At 63.1% G+C, this 20,694-nt stretch carries 20 protein-coding genes and 1 pseudogene; 11 read left to right on the forward strand and 10 right to left on the reverse strand.

Annotated elements, in window-relative coordinates:
• Nucleotides 1–123 precede the first annotated feature (123 nt).
• The 3 genes from ACP15R_RS10995 to ACP15R_RS11005 form a co-directional block, all read right to left on the reverse strand.
• Complete coding sequence (locus ACP15R_RS10995) at nt 124–1,485, reverse strand: CmpA/NrtA family ABC transporter substrate-binding protein (protein ID WP_424986452.1); 1,362 nt, start codon at nt 1,483–1,485, stop codon at nt 124–126.
• A 268-nt stretch (nt 1,486–1,753) separates the two neighbouring features.
• The gene (locus ACP15R_RS11000) at nt 1,754–2,926 is read right to left on the reverse strand and encodes an ABC transporter substrate-binding protein (RefSeq protein ID WP_424986453.1); all 1,173 of its coding nucleotides are present in this window, start codon (nt 2,924–2,926) and stop codon (nt 1,754–1,756) included.
• Entirely contained in the window at nt 2,923–3,507 is a 585-nt protein-coding gene (locus ACP15R_RS11005; RefSeq protein ID WP_424986454.1) for an ANTAR domain-containing response regulator, read from the reverse strand. Before ACP15R_RS11005 ends, ACP15R_RS11000 begins: the two co-directional genes overlap by 4 nt.
• A 193-nt stretch (nt 3,508–3,700) precedes the next feature.
• Here ACP15R_RS11005 and ACP15R_RS11010 point away from each other — a divergent pair.
• From ACP15R_RS11010 to arsJ, 4 genes and pseudogenes are all read left to right on the forward strand, one after another.
• Nucleotides 3,701–3,880 (forward strand): annotated as a pseudogene (locus tag ACP15R_RS11010) (ArsR/SmtB family transcription factor); the annotation flags it as partial.
• Nucleotides 3,881–4,039: 159 nt separating this feature from the next.
• Nucleotides 4,040–4,531 (forward strand): arsenate reductase ArsC, encoded by a 492-nt coding sequence (locus tag ACP15R_RS11015; protein WP_424986874.1) that lies wholly within the window; start codon nt 4,040–4,042, stop codon nt 4,529–4,531.
• A complete protein-coding gene (locus ACP15R_RS11020; protein ID WP_424986455.1) occupies nt 4,528–5,526 on the forward strand; it encodes an ArsJ-associated glyceraldehyde-3-phosphate dehydrogenase in 999 nt (332 codons plus the stop codon). The genes ACP15R_RS11015 and ACP15R_RS11020 overlap by 4 nt, the downstream gene beginning before the upstream one ends.
• Nucleotides 5,523–6,791: an organoarsenical effux MFS transporter ArsJ gene (gene arsJ / locus ACP15R_RS11025; RefSeq protein ID WP_424986456.1), complete on the forward strand. Its 1,269-nt coding sequence runs from the start codon at nt 5,523–5,525 to the stop codon at nt 6,789–6,791. Before ACP15R_RS11020 ends, arsJ begins: the two co-directional genes overlap by 4 nt.
• 30 nt (nt 6,792–6,821) lie before the next feature.
• Here arsJ and choV read toward each other — a convergent pair whose 3' ends face one another.
• The 7 genes from choV to dctP all read right to left on the reverse strand — a co-directional run bounded on the left by choV (nt 6,822) and on the right by dctP (nt 13,156).
• Nucleotides 6,822–7,859, reverse strand: coding sequence for a choline ABC transporter ATP-binding protein (gene choV, locus ACP15R_RS11030; RefSeq protein ID WP_424986457.1), 1,038 nt, complete (start codon nt 7,857–7,859; stop codon nt 6,822–6,824).
• Entirely contained in the window at nt 7,859–8,290 is a 432-nt protein-coding gene (locus ACP15R_RS11035) for an HIRAN domain-containing protein (RefSeq protein ID WP_424986458.1), read from the reverse strand. Before ACP15R_RS11035 ends, choV begins: the two co-directional genes overlap by 1 nt.
• A 16-nt stretch (nt 8,291–8,306) precedes the next feature.
• Complete coding sequence (gene choW / locus ACP15R_RS11040; protein WP_424986459.1) at nt 8,307–9,137, reverse strand: choline ABC transporter permease subunit; 831 nt, start codon at nt 9,135–9,137, stop codon at nt 8,307–8,309.
• Nucleotides 9,138–9,174: 37 nt separating this feature from the next.
• Nucleotides 9,175–10,101, reverse strand: a complete 927-nt coding sequence (gene choX / locus ACP15R_RS11045) for a choline ABC transporter substrate-binding protein (RefSeq protein WP_424986460.1) — start codon at nt 10,099–10,101, stop codon at nt 9,175–9,177.
• 237 nt (nt 10,102–10,338) lie between these two features.
• Nucleotides 10,339–11,613 (reverse strand): TRAP transporter large permease, encoded by a 1,275-nt coding sequence (locus ACP15R_RS11050; protein ID WP_424986461.1) that lies wholly within the window; start codon nt 11,611–11,613, stop codon nt 10,339–10,341.
• A complete protein-coding gene (locus ACP15R_RS11055) occupies nt 11,610–12,107 on the reverse strand; it encodes a TRAP transporter small permease (protein WP_424986462.1) in 498 nt (165 codons plus the stop codon). The genes ACP15R_RS11050 and ACP15R_RS11055 overlap by 4 nt, the downstream gene beginning before the upstream one ends.
• 56 nt (nt 12,108–12,163) lie before the next feature.
• Nucleotides 12,164–13,156 (reverse strand): TRAP transporter substrate-binding protein DctP, encoded by a 993-nt coding sequence (gene dctP, locus ACP15R_RS11060; RefSeq protein ID WP_424986463.1) that lies wholly within the window; start codon nt 13,154–13,156, stop codon nt 12,164–12,166.
• Nucleotides 13,157–13,393: 237 nt separating this feature from the next.
• On the opposite strand from dctP, the gene ACP15R_RS11065 reads away from it, so the two are divergent.
• From ACP15R_RS11065 to ACP15R_RS11095, 7 genes are all read left to right on the forward strand, one after another.
• Complete coding sequence (locus tag ACP15R_RS11065; RefSeq protein WP_424986464.1) at nt 13,394–14,818, forward strand: circularly permuted type 2 ATP-grasp protein; 1,425 nt, start codon at nt 13,394–13,396, stop codon at nt 14,816–14,818.
• Nucleotides 14,818–15,759 (forward strand): alpha-E domain-containing protein, encoded by a 942-nt coding sequence (locus ACP15R_RS11070; protein WP_424986465.1) that lies wholly within the window; start codon nt 14,818–14,820, stop codon nt 15,757–15,759. The genes ACP15R_RS11065 and ACP15R_RS11070 overlap by 1 nt, the downstream gene beginning before the upstream one ends.
• A gap of 3 nt (nt 15,760–15,762) precedes the next feature.
• Nucleotides 15,763–16,563, forward strand: a complete 801-nt coding sequence (locus tag ACP15R_RS11075; RefSeq protein ID WP_424986466.1) for a transglutaminase family protein — start codon at nt 15,763–15,765, stop codon at nt 16,561–16,563.
• Nucleotides 16,564–16,573: 10 nt separating this feature from the next.
• Nucleotides 16,574–17,305, forward strand: a complete 732-nt coding sequence (locus tag ACP15R_RS11080; RefSeq protein WP_424986467.1) for a peptidase — start codon at nt 16,574–16,576, stop codon at nt 17,303–17,305.
• Nucleotides 17,306–17,373: 68 nt separating this feature from the next.
• Nucleotides 17,374–18,006 (forward strand): paraquat-inducible protein A, encoded by a 633-nt coding sequence (locus ACP15R_RS11085; RefSeq protein WP_424986468.1) that lies wholly within the window; start codon nt 17,374–17,376, stop codon nt 18,004–18,006.
• On the forward strand, nt 17,973–18,608 hold the full coding sequence (locus ACP15R_RS11090; RefSeq protein WP_424986469.1) for a paraquat-inducible protein A: 636 nt from the start codon (nt 17,973–17,975) through the stop codon (nt 18,606–18,608). Before ACP15R_RS11085 ends, ACP15R_RS11090 begins: the two co-directional genes overlap by 34 nt.
• Complete coding sequence (locus tag ACP15R_RS11095; protein WP_424986470.1) at nt 18,605–20,692, forward strand: MlaD family protein; 2,088 nt, start codon at nt 18,605–18,607, stop codon at nt 20,690–20,692. The genes ACP15R_RS11090 and ACP15R_RS11095 overlap by 4 nt, the downstream gene beginning before the upstream one ends.
• Nucleotides 20,693–20,694 lie beyond the last annotated feature (2 nt).

Genomic DNA, 20,694 nt, shown 5'->3' on the forward strand with positions numbered 1-20,694 from the left:
TGTCATGGTCGATTGCGATCATAGTAGATTGCCTTCCTGGCTATGCGGGGCGCGCGGCGGGCGCGTCGCGTGTCAGAGAGAGGGGAGCGTTCCGCGCCGCGGGGCCGGGCGCGGAGACACGGCTTACCCCTGGATGTCGGATCCGTTGATGATCTGCTCGCCCTTCAGCCCGATCGGCAGGCTTTCGAGATAGGCGTTGGGCGCGCGCCCGTCATAGACGATCCCGTCGATGATATCGGCGGCCGGGGTCGGGGCCTTGTAGCCGTCGCTGTCCCAGGGGAAATCGGCCTCTGCCGCCTGGCCCTCGTCAACCAGCGCGCGGGCGGCGTCGAGATAGATGTCGGGGCGATAGACGGATTTGGCGACCTCGTCATACCAGCTGTCGGGCTTGAACTCGGCGATCTGTCCCCAGCGGCGCATCTGGGTGAGGTACCACACGGCGTCGGAATAGAACGGGTAGGTGGCGTTATAGCGGAAGAACACGTTGAAATCCGGCACGTCGCGCACGTCACCCTTTTCATATTCAAATGTGCCGGTCATCGAATTGGCGATCACCTCGGCATCGGCACCCACATATTCCGGCTGCGACAGCATCTGCACCGCTTCCATGCGGTTGGCATTGTCGTTCTCATCCAGCCACATCGCCGCGCGGATCAGCGCCTTGGTGATCGCGCGGGTGGTGTTGGGGTTGGTTTCGGCGAATTCCGCGGTGATGCCGAACACCTTTTCCGGGTTGTTCTTCCACAGCTCGTAATCGGTGATGACCGGAACGCCGATACCCTTGAACACCGCCTGCTGGTTCCACGGCTCGCCGACGCAATAGCCAAAGATCGTGCCGGCCTCGAGCGTTGCGGGCATTTGCGGCGGCGGGGTCACGGACAGGAACACATCGGCATTGATCTGGCCGGTCACGTTCTCGGGGCTGTAATAGCCCGGATGCAGCCCACCGGCCGCCAGCCAGTAGCGCAATTCGTAATTGTGGGTCGAGACCGGGAACACCATGCCCATGTTAAAGGCCTTGCCCTCGGATTTGTATTTCTCGACCACGGGGGCCAGCGCCGCCGCGCTGATCGGGTGTTGCGGGCGGCCGTCATCCATCGTGGGGATGTTCGGTTTCATCTCTTCCCAGACTGCGTTGGACACGGTGATGCCGTTGCCGTTCAGATCCATGGAAAACGGCGTCACGATATGCGCTTCAGTGCCGAAACCGATGGTTGCGGCCAGCGGTTGCCCGGCGAGCATATGCGCCCCCTGCAAGGTGCCGTCGATCACGCCATCCAGCAGCACTTTCCAGTTGGCCTGGGCTTCGAGCGTCACGAACAGCCCCTCATCAAGGAAATAACCCTGTTCATAAGCCACGGCGAGCGGTGCCATATCGGTGAGCTTGATAAAGCCAAAGGTCAGTTCGTCGATCTCGAGATCCTGCGCGAACAGGGTGCCGGGCAGGGCGGTGAGAGTGGCAAAGGTGGTGAGCAAGTGTCTCATGGGATGTTCCTTTGAGGCGTTCGGTCGGTCACGCGGACCGGAAGAAAACAAGAAAAGCCGCTGACGCACCCCGTCGCGAAGACGGAGGGTCGAGCGGCTTTGCTCAGCGATCCCTGTCGGTGGGAGAATTCGATACGGAGACGCCATTGCCTCTGTGTGGTTTCAGGATGCCCAGAGCTACCGAACCGGTCAAGCCACGCGGCGAGGGGATCGGTTATTTTTGCTGCGTCGCAGCGTGCGAGCTGCTGCGGTGCCGAAAAAATGGGCGCTATCGGTTGTGGGGGTCAAAAATGCGGCCATCGAAAAAACCGTCCGGCTGTAGAATCAAGCCGCCAGAGGCTGAGGCCACGGCGGTTGGATGCTGGATCGCCCCTTCGAGCTTTTCCGAGGCGCCGGGCATCTCGGCCCCCAGCGGTTGCAATGCCTGCCGGTAGAGATCGGTGCGAAAGACATCCGCCGCCCGATCCGCGGCGGTGGCCGGGTCCAGCCCGCTGCGCGCGGCGATGCGATGGGCGATCCACCGCGCCTGGCTGCGCCATGGGAAATTCGCGGCTCCGTGGTGGAATTCGGCAAACCGTTCGACCGTGCGTTGCTCTCCCTTTTGGGAAATCGTCAACCGGCCACTCAGGGCGCGGTCGATCACCTCGGAAGGCAGGTCGAGATAGCGTTTGCGCGACAGGATCTCGGAGGCGGTGGTGTGGCTCGACGATGTCGCCAGCCAGCGCCCGGCTTTCCACGCCGCGCGCATCAGCCGCCCCAGCAGGTGCGGTTCGGTCTCGGCCCAGCCGGTGCGCGTGGCCAGTACCTTTTCCGGGGCAAAGGACCAGATCGCCGAGCCGGGCAGCAACAGCGCGCCGACGCCCGCCTCGACCGCCGCCGAGCCCCATGGCTCGCCGACGCAAAAGGCATCGATCTCGCCCGCCGTCAGCGCGTCGGCCATCAGCGGCGGTGGCACCGTGCGGATGTCGATCCGGTCGCCGTTCAGCCCGGTGGCATCAAACCAGTAGCGCAGCAATTCAACATGCATCGAGAACGGAAAAGGCACGCCGATTGTCAGGCGGCCCTCGAGGGCCGAGGCCAGCGCCGCGCTGGCGGCGCGGGCATCGCGAAAGTCAAAGGCAAAGCCGGTTGCGCGCAGCCGCGCTTCCAGCCGCTTGCCGACCCCGATGACCTCGCCGTTGATCGAGAGAACCGAAACCGCCGACAGCGCGGTGGCCACGCCGCCCAGCCCGAGCGCCATGGCGACCGGGATCGGCGACAGCATATGCGCCGCGTCTACGCGACCAAAGGCCAGCATGTCGCGAACCGAAGACCAGGACGGGGCAGGGACCAGGTCGAGCGACAGGCCCTCGGTGGCGGCAAAGCCCATCTCTTCTGCCAGGATAAGCGGCGCCGCATCGACCAGCGGCATGTAGGCGACCGAGAGCGCGACCCGTTTCACGACAGCAGCCCCGCCGTTGACACCAGCGCCTCCGCCACATCGGCGACCCGGCGGCCCTGGTCCATCGCGGCACGGCGCAGCAGCGAATAGGCTTGGCCCTCGTCGATCCCCTTGGCCTTCATCAACAGGCCCTTGGCACGGTCGATCACCTTGCGCTCTTCCAGAGCGCGGCGGGTCTCGGCCAGTTCGCTGCGCATCTGCCGCGCGATCTGGAACCGGGTGATGGCGGCATCCATGATCGGTTTGAGACGGTCCGGTTTGAGCCCATCAGCCACATAGGCGGACAACCCCGCCTCGATGGCCGCGCGGGCCAACCCGCCGGCGGCGGGGGAAACGAACATCGCCACGGGGCGGTCCAGCGGCCCGGAGGCGAGGGTGAGTTCCTCGAGCATGTCGCGGGTGGGGTTGTCGATGTCGATCAACACCACGTCCGGCGCATGGGTGCTGATCTTGCGGGCCAGACCCGACGGGTTACCGATCACGAAAACCTCGTAATCGCCCGACTCCTTGAGCGCATCGACAATCGCGATCGCACGGTCGCGGTCTTCTTCGACGACAACAATGGTCAAGGGTTCTGCCATGTGCCCTGTCTGGGCCAGACCCGCAGATCAGGCAACCGCCACGCGCCGGACAGGACGCTCTGCCGCCATTCGGCTGGCCGCTGTCGAGTTTTTGGGCGGGGTGCCCGAAACTTTGGCAGTTTCGTGTTGGAGCCGGCCGGGAAACCGCACGGTCAAGGGTTGTGCGAATCTATATTTCTGTTATTCGTGAATTATGGAAATAGAGATTCTTCCCCGTCTTTCGGCCCTGGCCCATCCACAGCGTCTGGCGCTGTTTCGATTGCTGATGCGGCGCTATCCCGACCGGGTGCCGGCGGGCGAGCTGGCGAATGCGCTTGATCTCAGGGCCAGCACGCTTTCCGCCTATCTTGCAACGCTGGTGCAGGCCGGGCTGCTGACCCAGACGCGGGTTGCGACCTCGCTGCTATACGCGGCGAATATCACGGGTGTGCAACAGATGTTCGACCATCTGCTGCTGGAGTGTTGCGGGGGCCGCCCCGAACTCTGTCCGCCGCGGGCACAGCCTCGCGAACCGGGCGCGAGCTACAGGGTCCTGTTCCTCTGTACCGGGAATTCGGCCCGTTCGATCCTTGCGGAATCCATATTGCGCCACGAGGGCGGTGATCTCTTCAGGTCTTACTCGGCCGGAACCCGCCCGTACCCGGAGCTCAACCCGTTCGCGCTTGAGCTGCTGAAATCGAAGGGGCATGACACGTCGACCCTGCGGGCCAAGAACCTGACCGAGTTTCGGCAATCTGATGCGCGGCCGTTCGATTTTGTATTCACGGTCTGTGACAGGGCCGCGAACGAAACGTGCCCACCCTGGCCCGGACAACCGATCAGTGCGCATTGGGGGATACCCGATCCCGTCAAGGTCGAGGGCACTGATGCGGAAAAGCGCCTCGCCTTCCAACAGGCCTACGGCGCGCTTCGGCGTCGGATCATGGCGTTTGCCGCCCTGCCGCTGGCATCGCTGGATCGGGTGGCCCTGCAACATGCGGTCGATGATCTCGCCCGATCACCCAGAGAGGAAATCTTGTCGTGACAGTCTATGCCATCAACGGTCTTGGCCGCATGGGAAAACTTGCCCTGCGCCCGCTTTTGCAACGTGGGGCCAGCATCGCCTGGATCAATGACGCGGTGGGCGATCCGGCCATGCACGCACATCTGCTCGAATTCGATACGGTGCATGGCCGCTGGCCCGCCACCTTTGGCCATGATGCCCAGAGCGTGACGATTGACGGCACGCGGCTGCGGTTTGTCGGAACGGCGGATCCCGGGGCATTGCCGCTTGACGGTGTCGATGTGCTGATCGATTGCACCGGCAGGCACAAGACCGAGGCCCAACTGGCGCCGTATTTCACAGCCGGGGTCAAGAAGGTCGTGGTTTCGGCCCCGGTCAAGGATGGACCGACGGCGAATATCGTCATGGGTGTCAACGAAATGAGCTATGATCCGGCGGCGCACCGGATCGTCACCGCCGCCAGCTGTACCACCAATTGCATCGCGCCGGTGGTCAAGGTGGTGCATGAGGCCATTGGCATTCGCCACGGCTCGATCACCACGGTGCATGACGTGACCAACACCCAGACCATCGTTGACAGGCCGGCCAAGGATCTGCGCCGCGCGCGTTCGGCCCTGAACTCGCTGATCCCCACCACGACCGGCAGCGCCACGGCTATCACCCTGATCTATCCGGAACTCAGGGGGCGGTTGAACGGTCATGCCATCCGTGTGCCGTTGCTGAATGCCTCGCTCACCGATTGCGTGTTCGAGATGCAACGCGAGACAAGCGCCGACGAGGTCAACGCCCTGTTCAGGAGCGCCGCCCAGGGGCCGCTCGCGGGTATTCTGGGCTATGAGGATCGCCCGCTGGTCTCAGCGGATTACACCAATGACATCCGCTCGGCGATCGTGGACGGGCCGTCGACCATGGTGGTCAACGGAACCCAGCTCAAGATCTACGCGTGGTATGACAATGAAATGGGCTATGCTCATCGTCTGGCGGACGTGGCGCTGATGGTCGGGGCATCGCTGTGACACAGCGCGCCGAGGGTCTGTCGGCCTATATCGCGGTCACCGCCGCCTATTGGGCCTTCATGCTGACCGATGGCGCCTTGCGGATGCTGGTGTTGTTGCATTTTCACGGGCTGGGCTTTTCGCCGGTGCAACTGGCCTATCTCTTTGTGCTCTATGAAATCGCGGGGGTTGTGACCAACCTGTCGGCGGGCTGGATCGCCGCGCGGTTCGGATTGACAAGCACGCTTTACGCCGGACTCGCCCTTCAGGTTGCCGCGCTGTTCGCGCTTGCGCAGCTTGATCCGGGCTGGACGGTGGGCGTGTCGGTGGCCTTTGTGATGCTGGTGCAGGGGGCGTCGGGGGTGGCCAAGGACCTGGCCAAGATGTCATCGAAATCGGCGGTCAAGCTGCTGGCCCCGGCGGCGGGGGGCGGGCTGTTCCGCTGGGTTGCTCTGTTGACCGGGTCCAAGAACGCGGTCAAGGGCGTCGGGTTTCTCACTGGGGCTGTCCTGCTGGCCACCATCGGCTTTGACGGGGCGCTGCTGGGCATGGCGGGCGCGCTCGCACTGATCTTGCTGGCGGTGCTGGCGTGCATGCCGACGGGGCTGCCCGCGGGGCGCAAGGGCGCTAAGTTTTCCGAGCTGTTCTCGCGGTCGGGCAATGTGAACTGGCTGTCGGCGGCGCGGGTTTTCCTTTTTGGCGCGCGTGATGTCTGGTTCGTGGTTGGCATCCCGATCTATTTCTACGCGGTGCTGTCGGATGGCAGCGACGCGGGCAACCGGGCGGCCTTTTTCATGATCGGAACCTTCATGGCGGTCTGGATCATCCTCTACGGCGCGATCCAGGCCGCAGCCCCGCGCATCCTGCGCGCCGATGACCGGGGCGAGGCCGGGCTGATCGGGGCGGCGCGGCACTGGGCGCTGATGCTCTGCGGGGTGCCGGCGGTTCTGGCGGGGCTGGTTGCGGTGCATCCCGAACCGGCGATCTGGCTGACGCTGGCGCTGGTGGTCGGGCTGCTGGTTTTTGGCGCGCTGTTCGCGGTGAATTCCTCGCTGCATTCCTACCTGATCCTGGCCTTTACCCGCGCCGAGCGGGTGACCATGGATGTAGGGTTCTATTACATGGCCAATGCGGCGGGGCGGCTGATCGGCACCCTGCTGTCGGGGCTGACCTATCAGGCGGGCGGCTTGCCCCTGTGCCTGGGGACGGCGGCGCTGATGGTTGCGCTCAGCGCGCTGGCCGCGGGAAAACTCAGCCCGCACAGCGTCGAAACCCTGCGCCTGTGACGATGCCTGTCCGTGCGCCTCTCGGGGTCGCTAGCCGCCGCGCGGGTCAAGCAGTTTTGCCAGGACGCTGTCACCGCTGATCTGGCCAAGTATCTCGCCATCCGCGATCACGCCGACCGGGCGGCCGGTTTCGATGACCTGGGTCATCACGTCCTGGATGCTCATGTCGGGGGCGACGCAATCCACCGGGGGCGTGTCGCCCACCGGTTCCATCACGTCGCGCGCGCAGAGCACGCCAAGCGGGTTCATATGTGCCACGAAATCCGCGACATAGTCGTTGGCGGGGGCCGAAAAAATCTGTTGCGGGGTGCCGCATTGCATGATGCGCCCGCCCTCCATGATCGCGATCCGGTTGCCGAGCTTGAAGGCCTCGTCCAGATCGTGGCTGACAAAGATGATGGTGCGCCGCAGTTCCTTTTGCAGGTCCAGCAATTCATCCTGAAGCCGCGTCCGGATCAGCGGATCGAGCGCCGAGAATGGCTCATCCATCAACAGGATCGGGGCCTCGGTGGCAAAGGCGCGGGCCAGGCCGACGCGCTGCTGCATCCCGCCGGACAGTTCGCCGACCTTGCGATCGGCCCAGTCGGCCAGCCCGACAAGATCAAGCTGCCGGTTGACCTGTGCGCGCCGGTCGCTGCGCGACAGGCCGGAGAGTTCGAGCCCAAGCCCGACATTCTCGCGCACGGTGCGCCAGGGCAGCAGGCCAAATTGCTGGAACACCATGGCGACATGGTTCTGGCGAACCCGCCGCAGGGTCGGGGCATCGGCATTGGTGACATCGACCATGCCCGAGCCGTCATGCACGCTGACCGCGCCGCGCACCACCGGGTTCAGCCCGTTGATCGCGCGCAGCAAGGTGGATTTGCCCGATCCCGACAGGCCCATCAGGACGAGGATTTCGCCCTGCTGCACGGTCAGGCTGCAATCATGCACGCCCAGGACCTGTCCGGTGGCGGTCTGGATTTCGGCGCGGTCCTGCATCGCATCCATCAACGGCAGGGCCTCTTGCGGATGGTCTCCGAACACGATGGACACGTTGTCGATGGCGACGGCTTCAACAATTTTCATTATGACGTCCTCTCGATAGTACCCTTGGCGATAAGCCCAGCAATTGAAACGTAGATCTTGTGATCGCCGATCTTGGCTTGTTTTAGTTCCGCAGCGATAACACGAGGGTCATAAAAGGCGGCGACGTTCTCCGCGATTTGACGGGGAACATATCCGATGTGCCAAGTCTTTAGTTCTCCTCTCTTGGCAGCAGCAATCCCCATAACCTTGATGGCATTTTCGTCATTTGGATTGTGCGGCTCCGGCACTAAACGAATACCAAACAATCTGTTTTCATCGGACGCACTTGCGGCAGCCTTCAAAAAGGCGATGACGTCATCAATGCGGTTATCAATCCCAGCAACTGCAAACCAACCACTTCCAATTCGCCAGTTAATCCAGTTTCCGTTGGGTCGATTGGCTCGAAACACAAACTTTTCAAAGGGTTTCATCGAATCCTACCTTCAGTCAGCGCTCCATCCGCAGCATCCGGTCCAGCATGATCGCCAGCACCACGATGATGAAACCGCTTTCGAAACCAAGCGCGATGTTCACCGTATTGATCGCCCGCAGGACCGGCACGCCCAGCCCGTCGGCCCCGACGAGGGCGGCGATAACCACCATCGACAGCGACAGCATGATGGTCTGGTTCAATCCCGCCATGATCTGCGGCAGCGCATAGGGCAGCTCGACCTTGACCAGGGTCTGCCGGTTGGTGGCTCCGAAGGATTGCGCCGCTTCGAGCAAGGGCTGAGGCGTTGACGAGACCCCCAGATGCGTCAGCCGGATCGGCGCGGGCAGAACAAAGATCACCGTTGCGATCAGCCCCGGCACCATGCCGATGCCAAAGAACACGATGGCGGGGATCAGGTAGACAAAGGTCGGCAGGGTTTGCATCAGGTCGAGCACCGGGCGCATGGCGCGGTAGAGCCGGGGCCGGTGTGCCGCCGCGATTCCCAGCGGCACCCCGAGCGCCATGCAGAAAACACAGGCGGACAGCACCAACGTCAGGCTCTCGGTGGTTTCTTCCCAATAGCCCTGGTTGAGAATGAACAGGAACCCGACCGCAACGAAAACACAGGTCTTCCAGCTGCGCTGGAACAGCCATGTCAGCCCGACAAAAACCGCGATCACGATCAGCGGGTGCGGCGTTTGCAGCACCCAGAGGATGCCGTCGATCAGCGCCTCCATCAGCACCGAGAGGGCGTCAAAGAACCAGGCGAAATTGTCCTGTAGCCAGAGAAAGAAAGCCTCGGCCCCGTCGCCGACGGGGAGTTTGCTGTTGGTCAACCAGTTCATGGATGCTCCGTGTCAGGTAATGGGGCCGGGCGGCGGATCAGTTCAGCAGGGCCTTGCTGGCCATTTCATAGGCGTCGGTTTCACCGCTGGCATCCTTGACACCGTCAAGCCACGCCTTGAGCGCGTCGGGGTTCCCGGCGATCCATTCAGCGGCGGCCTCGGCCGGGTCGGTGCCGTCATCCAGGATCGCGCCCATGATCTCGTTCTCCATCGCCAGCGTGAATTCGAGATTCATCAACAGCTTGCCGACATTCGGGCAATCTTCGACATAGCCGGCACGGGTGTTGGTAAAGACGGTGGCACCGCCCAGGTTGGGCCCAAAGAAATCATCGCCGCCGGTCAGGTAGGTCAGCTCGAAATTGGCGTTCATCGGGTGGGGCTCCCAGCCCAGGAACACGACGGGTTCGCCCCGGCGGTCGGCACGCGCCACCTGTGCCAGCATGCCCTGTTCCGAGCTTTCCTTGACATCGAATTCGTTCAGGCCAAAGGCCCCCTGTTCGATCATGTCCAGGATCAGGCGGTTGCCGTCATTGCCCGGTTCGATGCCATAGATCGTGTTGTCCAGTGCCTCGCCCTGTGCCGCGATGGCGTCAAACGAGGTGATGCCCAGATCGGCCCCCGCCTTGTTGGTTGCCAGCGTGTATTTCGCGCCCTCCAGATTGGCGCGCACGGTGTCGACGGTGCCCGCTTCGCGATAGGCGGCGATGTCGCCCTCCATTGTGGGCATCCAATTGCCGAGGAACACGTCGATATCGCCAGCAGCGAGCGAGGTATAGGTGACCGGCACGGACAGGACCTTGATGTCGGTGTCATAGCCAAGCGCGTCAAGCACCACGGTGGTCGCGGCGGTCGTGGCGGTGATATCGGTCCAGCCGACATCCGAGAAGGTCACCGAACCACAATCGGCGGTTGCGGTGGTTGCGGCGGCGGCCAGCGCCAGCGCGGAAACAAATGTCTTGGTCATCTTGTCATATCTCCCCTTGGTTTTCCGATTGATGCGCCCTGGCGCATGAAATTGCAACCGAGTGCCCGGATTGGTGGCGTTTTGCACCGTGTGGTCTGCTTCGAAGCGGGCGTCAAACCCGTTGCGCGCCCTTCTTGCGTCAAAGAACATGTGCATTGCCGGGGGGCGGCGTCACGGTCTGGAACGCATCCGACAGCGCGTGCAGCGGATCGGACGGAGGTCGGGGCGTCTCGTGGCTCACAACTTGAACGGGATGAACAGGGCGAGATCGGGCCAGAGATAGAGCAGCATCACCATCAGCAGCATCAGCGCCAGAAACGGCAGGGTGCCGCGCGACACGTCCGCCAGGCTCGACCGGGTGACCGATTGAATGACATAGAGGTTGAGCCCGACCGGCGGGGTGATCAGCGCGCATTCGACCATGATCACCATGTAGATGCCGAACCAGATCGGATCGAACCCCATGCCCATCGCCGCAGGCAGCAAGACCGGCGTCATGATCAGCACCATCGACAGCGCCTCGAACACCAGCCCCATGACAAGCAGCACCACCGAAACCAGCAGGATCAGCCCCACGGGCGAGGCGATGGTTTCGGAAATCATCAGCGAAATGTCCTGCGGGATACGGTAGAGGGTGATGGCCTTGCCAAAGATTTTCGCGCCCGCGATGATCAGCAGGATCGCTACCGTGGTCGCCATGGATGCCAGCATCGCTTCCCACAACCTGGCCCAGCTGAGCGAGCGCAGGATGACGCCGGTTATCAGCAGCGCCATGGCAAAGCCGATGGCCGCTGCCTCGGTCGGGGTGAAGGCCCCGGAATAGATACCCCCCAGGATGACAGCCGCCAGCGCGATCGAGGGCAGGGCGCGCAGGCTGGCGTCGCGCCGTTCGCGCCAGCTTGCGGCGGGTACGGAGGTGTAATCTTGCAGGAAACGTGCCGACAGGATCGCATAGACGATGAACAGGGCGATCAGTCCAAGCCCCGGTCCGATCCCGGCCATGAACAGCGCGATCACCGATTCCTCGGTGACAAAGCCATAGATGATCAGCGGTATGGAGGGCGGGATCAGGATGCCAAGTGTGCCGCCGGCGGCCAGCAGCCCATAGACAAAGCGCTTGTCATAGCCGCGCGAAATCATCTCGGGGGCGGCGACGGTGCCGATGGTGGCGGCGGTGGCGACCGAGCTGCCCGAGATCGCCGCGAAGATGCCGCAGGACAGGATCGTGGCCACCGCCAGCCCGCCCGGCCAATGCCCCACCCAGGCCTGTACCGCCGCAAAGAGGTCGCGCCCGACACCGCCCTTGAGCAGCACGTTGGACATCAGCAGGAACAGCGGCACGGCCAGCAGGATGAACCCATCCATCGTCGACAGGATCGCCTGTGGCGCCATCAGCGGCGAGAACCCCCCGACCACCAGCATGCCAAGACCAAGTGCGCCGAGCGCAAAGGCCACCGGAACCCCGATGAGCAGCAGCCCGAAAAGCGCGACGAGAATGATGGCAACGGTCATTGCGTTTCCTCGGTCTGGGCCGTGTCGTTGCCGCGCAGGATGCGCCAGAGACAGGTCAGGCAGGACAGGATCAGCAGCAGGAACCCGGCCGGCACCGAGGCCTCGGGGAGCCAAGCGGGCAGGTCGAGCATCGTGCCCGTGGTGCGGCCACGTTCAAAGCTGTCGAGAAAGATGTCGTAGCCATAGATCAGCACAACCACCGAAAAGCACAGGATCACCAGCAGCGAGATCACCTCGGCGGTCCGTTGCCATGGGCGCGGCATCTGGGCCGTCAGCGCCGTGACCCGGATATGCCGGCCATGGCTCAGCGCCCAGCCCATCGCGACAGGGCAGGCCCAGATCAGGCAGAGCTGGCTGAGTTCGGCAGCCCAGATCGTCGGGGCGTTAAAGAAATACCGGGCAACCACCTCGTAGGTCAGCAAGACTCCCGTCAATGTCAGAAGTCCAGCCGCCAACCAGGCCATGGCGGTCTCGATAGCCGCAACGATGCGCATCGTGAGTGGTCCCTGCAAGGCTTGTCGCCCCGCGCAGAGCGCGAGGCACCGGGGGGTTAGAATTGTTGGGCGGCGTCCAGCATGGCCTTGCCGGCTTCGCCGGTTTTGCCAAGAAAGATGTCATAGACCGGTTGCGAGGTCGCCTTCCACGCCGCCAGTTCCTCGGCTGTCGGAGTATAGATCGTCATGCCGTTTTCCTCGGCTGCGGCATAGGCGCGGGCCTCGATCGATGCCATTTCATCGCGCACGGCGTTCTCGGCATTGACCGCCGCCGCCGAGATGATGTCGCGATGGTCCTGCGGCAACCCATTCCACCAGTCGGTATTGGTCACGACAACAAATTCGATATCGGCGTGATTGGTTACGGTGATCGTGTCCATCACCTCCCAGAGCGAGCGTGATTGCACACCCGACACGCCGGTCATGCCGATATCGACGGTGCCACGCTGATAGGCGAGATATTGTTCGGATCCGGAGATGATGGTCGGCGCTCCGCCCGCGGCCTCGGTGAAATCGCCCAGTGTCTTGCCAAAGACGCGAACCTTTTTGCCTTGCATATCCGCCGGGGTGGCGATGGGGCCGCCATTGGACAGCATGATCGCGCCGCCATAGGCCTGCCACCACAGGATGGTCGAACCGGTCTCCCTGACCGCTGCGTCGATCGGGCCGCGAACCGGGCTGTCGGGGGCGACCGCCTTGCGGACCTTGTCCTCGGAGTCAAATAGGAAGGGCTGATAGAATATGTCCACCATCGGGATGTCGCCCACAAAGCGGGTCAGCGACGCTACCCCGGCCTCGATGGCACCGGAGCCAACCGCCTGTGGCACTTCCTTGTCCTTGTAGAGTTGGGCGCTGTCATAGATCTCGACGGTGATATCCCCGTTCGAACTGGCCTCGACCTCTTGCTTGAAGGCCAGCAGGTTCTGTCCCAGATGGCTCTTGAGCGGCAGCTGCAACGAGATGCGCATGGTGGTTTCGGCGGCCTGAACCGCGAGTGAACCGGCCACAAGCAGGGCCGCCGAGGCAAGCCCGGTTACAAGTGTTTTCATGGTTTCCTCCCTAGGTCGTGCGATATTTCTTGCGGAAGGCCGTGCGAATTACAAGCGCTTTGCCGGTATCTGGGCGGGTCATCGCGGGGCACCCGGCGCTTGCGAACTGCCCGAACCAGGGCATATGCCCGGTCGGTGTGCGCAAATCTTGGGCGCGCGCTGGAAAACTGCGCAATTGTGGCGGGTGCCGCACAGATTTGCGTCGCGGCCAACAGGGTGTGACTTAACGTTTTCGCCATGAGCGAAGAACAGATATTCGATGAGATGTGGGGGCGGACCGACGAAACCCGGTTTCCCTATCAGCAGTTCAAACACTGGTTCGATGCCGAGGACCCCAGCCGTCTGCGGGCCAAGCAGCGCGAGGCGGAAGAGCTGTTTCGCCTGACCGGGATCACCTTCAACGTCTATGGCCGGGCCGAGGCGGAAGAGCGGCTTATCCCGTTCGACATCATCCCGCGCATCATTTCGGGCCGCGAGTGGCAGAAACTGTCGCGCGGCATCGAACAGCGGGTGCGGGCGATCAACGCCTTTCTGTATGACATCTATCATCGGCAGGAGATCGTGCGCGCGGGCCGCCTGCCGGAAAAGATGATCAGCCGCAACGACGCGTTTCTGCCCGAGATGATCGGGGTCGATCCGCCGGGCGGTGTCTATACCCATGTCGTCGGCATCGACCTGGTGCGGACCGGGGATGACGAATTCTATGTTCTGGAGGACAATGCCCGCACCCCGTCCGGGGTCAGCTACATGCTCGAAAACCGCGAGACCATGTTCCAGATGTTTCCGGAACTGTTCACGCAGAACCGGGTACAGTCGGTACAGAACTACCCGCGCTCGCTGCGCCGCTCGCTCGCGGCCTCGGCACCGGCCTGTGCCGGTGATACGCCGACGGTCGCGGTGCTGACGCCGGGGATCTACAATTCGGCCTATTTCGAACATGCGTTCCTGGCGGACCAGATGGGGGTCGAACTGGTCGAAGGGCATGACCTGCGCGTGGTTGACGGGCGTGTCGCGATGCGCACGACCCGGGGTTACAAGCCGATCGACGTGCTCTACCGCCGGGTGGATGACGCATTTCTCGATCCGCTGAATTTCCGCCCCGACAGCCAGCTGGGCGTGCCGGGGATCCTCGATGTCTATCGCGCGGGCGGGATCACCATCGCCAATGCACCGGGCACCGGGATCGCCGATGACAAGGCGATCTACAGCTACATGCCCGAGATCGTGGAGTTCTATACCGGCGAGCGGCCGATTCTGGAAAACGTGCCGACCTGGCGCTGTTCGAATGCCGACTCGCTGGCCTATGTGCTCGACAATCTCGGGGACCTGGTGGTCAAGGAGGTGCATGGGTCGGGCGGCTATGGCATGTTGATCGGTCCCACCGCCTCGAAAAAGGAAATCGCGGCGTTTCGCCGAAAGCTCAAGGCGCGGCCGGGCAATTACATTGCACAGCCGACCCTGTCGCTGTCGACGGTGCCGATCTTTACCCGCGCCGGCCTTGCGCCGCGCCATGTCGACCTGCGCCCCTTCGTTCTGGTCAGTCCGCAGAACATCGAGATCACGCCGGGCGGGCTGACGCGGGTGGCGATGAAAAAGGGCTCGCTGGTGGTAAATTCTTCGCAAGGCGGAGGCACCAAGGACACCTGGGTGCTGGAGGACTGATGCTCGGAAAGACTGCAAATGGCCTCTACTGGATGTACCGCTATCTCGAACGGTCCGAGAATACCGCGCGGCTGATCGAAACCGGGCAGCGCATCGCGTTGTCGCAATCCGGCGGGCGCGAGAGCGAATGGCGCTCGATCGTCGAGGCCGCCGGCGTGTCGGCGGGGTTCGACGCCACGCACGAGGCCGCCACCAAGGATACCGCGGTCGACTGGATGTTGCGGTCCAGGGCGAACCCGTCCTCGATCCTGTCCTGTATCGGCGCGGCGCGGACCAACGCACGAATGGTGCGCGCGGCCCTGACCCACGAGGTCTGGGAAAGCGTGAACAGCGCCTACATGACCGCGACCAGCATCCTGTCGCGCAAGGTGACCGAACGTGATCTGCCCAAGACGCTGGGCGCGATCCGGCGCTGTACGGCATTGGTGCGTGGCGCGACCCATGGCACGATGATGCGCAACGACATCTACAATTTCGCCCGCATCGGCACCTTTCTGGAACGTGCCGACAACACGGCGCGGATTCTCGATGTGAAATATTATGTCCTGCTGCCTTCGGTGTCTTTTGTCGGCAGCCCGGTGGACAACGTGCAATGGGAAACCATCCTGCGGTCGGTTTCGGGCTATGGCGGTTATCGGCTGGCCTATGGCAACAACCCGAACCCGCGTGACATCGCGCAGTTCCTCGTGCTCGACCGGCGCTTTCCGCGCAGCATCGCGTTCTGCACCCACAAGCTGCGCGACAATCTGGACCACCTGGCGCTGGATTATGGCGGGCGGATGCCGTCGCTTGAACGGATCGAGCGGTACGAACAGAAGAACCGGGCACAGACCATCGACGGGGTGTTCGAATACGGCCTGCACGAATTCATCCAGAAGGTTCTGACCCAGATCTCGGGGCTGAGCGGGCAGATCGAGATCGACTATCGATTCTATGAGTGAGCCATGAAACTACGCATTCGCCACGTCACGCGTTACCAGTTCGGCGATCCGGTGAGATACGGGCTGCAACAATTGCGCAAGACCCCGAAATCGAGTCATGGACAGACCGTTCTGAACTGGACGACCCAGGTCGAGGGCGGACGCAAGGAGCTGGCCTATGAGGATCACCATCACAATACGGTCGAGCTGTTGAGCATCGACAGGAATGCCGGGTTGCTGGTGGTGAGCAGCGAGGGCGAGGTCGAGATCACCCAGACCGACGGCATCGTCGGGCGGCATCCGGGGCCTGCGCCGCTGTGGCTCTATCGGCGGGGCACCGCGTTCACCAAGGCCGGGGCAGGGGCGCGCGCGTTGCTGCATGAAACCGACCCCAGGGCGCCCGATCTTGAACGGCTGCATGGGTTGATGGCGCTGATCCGCAAAAACGTGGCCTATGAAACCGGAGCCTCGGATCCGTCATGGGACGCCGAAGAAGTGATCGCCCATGGGCGCGGCGTGTGCCAGGACCATGCGCATGTGGCGCTGGCCTGCACCCGCGAGATGGGGTTCGCGGCGCGATACGTTTCGGGCTATCTGATGCTGAACGACGCGGTCGAGCAGGAGGCGATGCATGCCTGGATCGAGGTTCACGTGGACCGGCTGGGCTGGGTCGGGTTCGACGTGTCCAACGGAATCTCGCCCGATCACCGCTATGTACGGGTGGCGACGGGGCTGGACTATGGCGATGCGGCACCTGTAACTGGCAGCAGAGTCGGCGGAAACGGCGAGGCCCTGTCGGTTCACATAGAAGTGGCGCAACAATAGAAGGTTCCCGATGACCTATTGCGTGGGAATGATGCTCGATTGCGGAATGGTCTTCATGTCCGACACCCGCACCAATGCCGGGCTCGACAATATCTCGACCTTTCGCAAGATGCAGATATGGGAAAAACCCGGGGATCGCGTGATCACCATGATGACGGCAGGGAACCTTGCCACGACCCAGGCCGTGGTGAGCCTGCTGGATGAACGCAGCAAGGCCCCCGAAGATCGTGAACCCTCGATCCTGGCGGTGCCCTCGATGTTCCAGGCGGCGCGGCTGGTGGCGGATACCCTGCGCGAGGTGATTGCCAACCACGCCCAGAGCGGACAGCGCGCCGACAGCGCGTTCAACGCCACCATCATCCTTGGTGGCCAGATCGCCGGGTCAGAACCGCGCATGTTCTTGATCTATCCCGAGGGCAATTTCATCGAAACCGGCAGCGACACGCCGTTTTTCCAGATCGGCGAGATGAAATACGGTCGTCCGATCCTGGTGCGGGCCTATGACAGCGCGATGAGCTTTGAAGAGGCGATGAAGCTGTTGCTGGTGAGTTTCGATTCCACGCTCAAGGCCAATTTGACGGTGGGGGCGCCGTTTGACTATCATTTGTATGAACGCGACACGCTCACGACGGGCCATACCGGGCGGATCGAATTGGACAATCCCTATTTCGAAATCGTGTCCAAGGGGTGGGGCGAGGCGCTGAAAACCGCGCTCGACAGCCTGCCCGCGTTCCGGCTCTAGCGCCCATTGCGTTGGTGGTTTTGCTTCGTCCGGAAACGTCCTAGACTGCACGCCGAAAGGAATGCGCCGTGGATGAACCATCTCTGGATGTCGATGCGCTGATTGCCTGCCCGGTCTGTGATGCCCTGCATCAGGTCAGCGACGTGCCCGCCAATGCGCGGGCGCGATGCCATCGCTGTGGCGAGGTGCTGTTTGCGCCCAAACCCGATGCAATGACCCGCGTGGTCATGCTCGCCGGGACGGCGCTGATCCTGATGGTCACGGCGGTGTTCTTTCCGTTCCTCGACCTGAGTGCCGGCGGGTTCGAGCAGCACAGTTCGGTGCTGGACGCGATCACCGCCTTTTCCGACGGGCTGCTGTTGCCGCTGTCCTTTGCGGTGGCGGCGCTGATCGTGATCCTGCCGGCGCTGCGCCTGATGGCGATCCTCTACGCGATCGGTCCGATGATGATCGGCTATGTGCCCGCGCGCCACGCCAGCGCCGCGTTCCGTTTCGCCCAGGTTCTGCGGCCCTGGTCGATGGCCGAGATCTTCATCGTCGGTGTCGCGGTGGCGCTGGTCAAGGTCGGCGGGCTGGCGACAGTGGCGGTGGGGCCGGCTTTTTGGGCCTTTGTCGCGCTGGTGCTCGTGACGACGCTGAATGATACGGTAATGTGCAGGCTGACGATTTGGAAAACGCTCGAAGACCGAACGCGGTCCTGACCGCGCGCCGCGCGGGCCTTGTGGCCTGTACCACCTGTTGCAAGGTGCATCATCCGCGCGAGGCGCATTGCCTGCGGTGCGGTTCGCGCCTGCACAGCCGCGAACCGGGCAGCCTGCAACGGGTCTGGGCCTGGTGGTTCGCTGGTCTGATCATGTATATCCCGGCCAATGTCTACCCGATGCTGCGCACCGCGACGCTGGGGCACGAGAGCCAGAGCACCATCATCGGCGGCATCTTTGAATTGTTCGCGCATCATGCCTACGGTGTTGCGCTTATCGTGTTCATCGCCTCGGTGATCATCCCGATGGGCAAGTTCGTCGCCATTGCCTTTCTCGCGCTCAGCATCCGGCGGGCCAGTATCCTGAGCGCCAGGTCACGCCTGCACCTTTATGAAGTTGTCGAGTTCATCGGGCGCTGGTCGATGCTGGATGTATTTGTCGTCGCCATCCTGTCGGCCCTTGTACAATTCGAGTTTGTCGCCAATGTGCATCCGGGGATCGCGGCGGTATCATTTGCCTTGTCGGTTGCGTTCACGATGCTTTCCGCGCAAAGCTTCGATCCCCGATTGATCTGGGACGCGGATGAGGCCGATCCAACATGACTGATGACTCCAAACCGGCGGAGATGGACATAAGCCCGCCCTCGCGCTCGCCCTTGCGCAACCTGTCGGTGGTCTGGCTGGTGCCGGTGCTGGCGTTGCTGGTGTCGCTTCTGGTGGCATGGAAAGCCTATTCCGACCGCGGCGTGCTGATCGAGATCAGCTTTGAGAACGCCGCCGGGATCAAGGCCGGGGAAACCACGCTGCGCTATCGCGAGGTCACGATAGGCACGGTGGAAAAGATCGGGTTCTCCGAGGGCTTGAAAACCGTCGAGGTGTCGGTGCGCGTCCAGAAAGAGGTCGCGCCTTTCATCAATGACACGGCGCAATTCTGGGTGGTGCGCCCCGAAGTGTCGGCGGAAGGGGTTTCCGGCCTGTCCACCGTTCTGAGCGGGGTCTATATCGACAGCAGCTGGGAGAATACCGGCGGTGCCGAGGTCACGTCTTTTGTCGGGCTTGAAAACCGGCCGCTGATCGATCTCAATGAAAAGGGCACCCGCGTTACCCTGCGCGTGTCGGACGGGACGGTGATTTCCGGCGGCGTGCCGGTGTTCTACCGGGGCATCCGCGTCGGGCGCACCGAAACGCCGCGGCTGGACAAGGCCGGGTCGGCGGTGCTGATCGATGCGATGATCGAAGCGCCCTACGACAAGTACCTGACCACCGCGACGCGGTTCTGGGACAATTCCGGCTTTGCGGTGTCGCTTGGCGCGTCGGGGCTCAAACTGGACGTGGGCAGCTTTGCAACGCTGATCAGCGGCGGCGTGTCGTTCAACACCTTTTTCTCCGGCGGCAGGCCGGTGACGCAGGGGCAGGTCTATGATCTCTACACCGACGAGGACGTGGCGCGCGAGAACGCCTTTTCGCGGGTGTCCTCGCGGACCGTAACGGTGGCGACCATCTTCCAGGAAGGCGTGTCGGGCCTGTCACCGGGGGCGGCGCTGAATTTCAAGGGGCTGAAGATCGGCGAGGTCGATACCTTGTCGGCCTTTGTCAGCGAGGACGAGGTCACGCCACAGGTTCACCAGCTGGTCACGCTCAAGGTCGATCCGGACCTTATGGGGCTGCCCGAGGGCGCGACCACCGAAGAGGCGCTTGATTTTATCGGGCTGGCGGTGGAAGGCGGCGTGCGGGCGCGGCTGAACAAGGCCAGCCTCCTGACCTCGTCGCTGATCGTGGAACTGGTCGAGATCGATGACGCCACACCGGCCGCCTTTGACCGCGAGGCCGAACCCTTTCCGATGATCCCGAGCGTGGAAACCGACCTGCCTGACCTGAACGCCACGATGGAAGGCATGATGAAACGGGTCAACGGGCTCAAGATCGAGGAGCTGATCGAACGGGCGACCAGCATGATGGCAAGCGTCGAGGCCTTTGCGTCGAGCGACAAGCTGCGCGCCGCCCCTGGCGAGATCGTCGGGTTGGTCGAGGATGCCCGTGCGCTGGTGGCGAGCGAAGAGATGCAGGCGCTGCCCGGTGATCTGCGCAAAACCATCGACGAATTGCGCACGACGATTGCCAAGGCCAACGCCGAGAACCTGGTCGACCAGCTGGTCGCGACCCTGAAACGCGCGGAAGAGGCCGCCGACAGCCTCTATACCGCCGCCGATGACGTGCCCGCGGTGGTCGAGGAACTGCGCAAGGTGGCCGCCAAGATCGCCGCCCTGCGGGCCGAAGAGCTGGTGGATGCGGCGACCGGCCTGATGAACAGCGCCAATGCCCTGATCGATACCGAGGGCGCGCGCGCGTTGCCGCCGGCGCTCACCGCGGCGCTGGACGAAATCCGCAGCCTGCTGGGCGATCTGCGCCAGGGCGAGGCGGTGAGCAATGTCAACGCGGCGCTGACCTCGGCCAAGGATGCCGCCCAGTCGGTGGAAACGGCGGTTGCCGGTCTGCCCGATGTGGTCAGCCGCCTTGAGGGGATCGTGAGCGAGGCCGAGGCGCTGATGGCGACCTATGGCGCGCGCTCGGATTTCAACGCGGAAACCCTGGCCATGCTGCGCGAGGTGCGGACCACGGCGCGCAGCATCGCGGCGCTGGTTCGCACGCTCGAGCGCAGCCCCAATTCGATCCTGTTTGGAAAGTGATG

This window comes from Microbulbifer sp. S227A, from assembly GCF_049800935.1.

Coding starts and splice junctions, on each gene's coding strand:
- ACP15R_RS11050 (WP_424986461.1), bottom strand. CDS start 11,613: ATGACCGTTGCCATCATTCTCGTCGCGCTTTTCGGGCTGCTGCTCATC.
- ACP15R_RS11080 (WP_424986467.1), top strand. CDS start 16,574: ATGACCTATTGCGTGGGAATGATGCTCGATTGCGGAATGGTCTTCATG.
- choV (WP_424986457.1), bottom strand. CDS start 7,859: ATGAAAATTGTTGAAGCCGTCGCCATCGACAACGTGTCCATCGTGTTC.
- ACP15R_RS11035 (WP_424986458.1), bottom strand. CDS start 8,290: ATGAAACCCTTTGAAAAGTTTGTGTTTCGAGCCAATCGACCCAACGGA.
- ACP15R_RS11095 (WP_424986470.1), top strand. CDS start 18,605: ATGACTGATGACTCCAAACCGGCGGAGATGGACATAAGCCCGCCCTCG.
- ACP15R_RS10995 (WP_424986452.1), bottom strand. CDS start 1,485: ATGAGACACTTGCTCACCACCTTTGCCACTCTCACCGCCCTGCCCGGC.
- ACP15R_RS11055 (WP_424986462.1), bottom strand. CDS start 12,107: ATGCGCATCGTTGCGGCTATCGAGACCGCCATGGCCTGGTTGGCGGCT.
- ACP15R_RS11070 (WP_424986465.1), top strand. CDS start 14,818: ATGCTCGGAAAGACTGCAAATGGCCTCTACTGGATGTACCGCTATCTC.
- ACP15R_RS11005 (WP_424986454.1), bottom strand. CDS start 3,507: ATGGCAGAACCCTTGACCATTGTTGTCGTCGAAGAAGACCGCGACCGT.
- ACP15R_RS11075 (WP_424986466.1), top strand. CDS start 15,763: ATGAAACTACGCATTCGCCACGTCACGCGTTACCAGTTCGGCGATCCG.
- dctP (WP_424986463.1), bottom strand. CDS start 13,156: ATGAAAACACTTGTAACCGGGCTTGCCTCGGCGGCCCTGCTTGTGGCC.
- choX (WP_424986460.1), bottom strand. CDS start 10,101: ATGACCAAGACATTTGTTTCCGCGCTGGCGCTGGCCGCCGCCGCAACC.
- ACP15R_RS11065 (WP_424986464.1), top strand. CDS start 13,394: ATGAGCGAAGAACAGATATTCGATGAGATGTGGGGGCGGACCGACGAA.
- choW (WP_424986459.1), bottom strand. CDS start 9,137: ATGAACTGGTTGACCAACAGCAAACTCCCCGTCGGCGACGGGGCCGAG.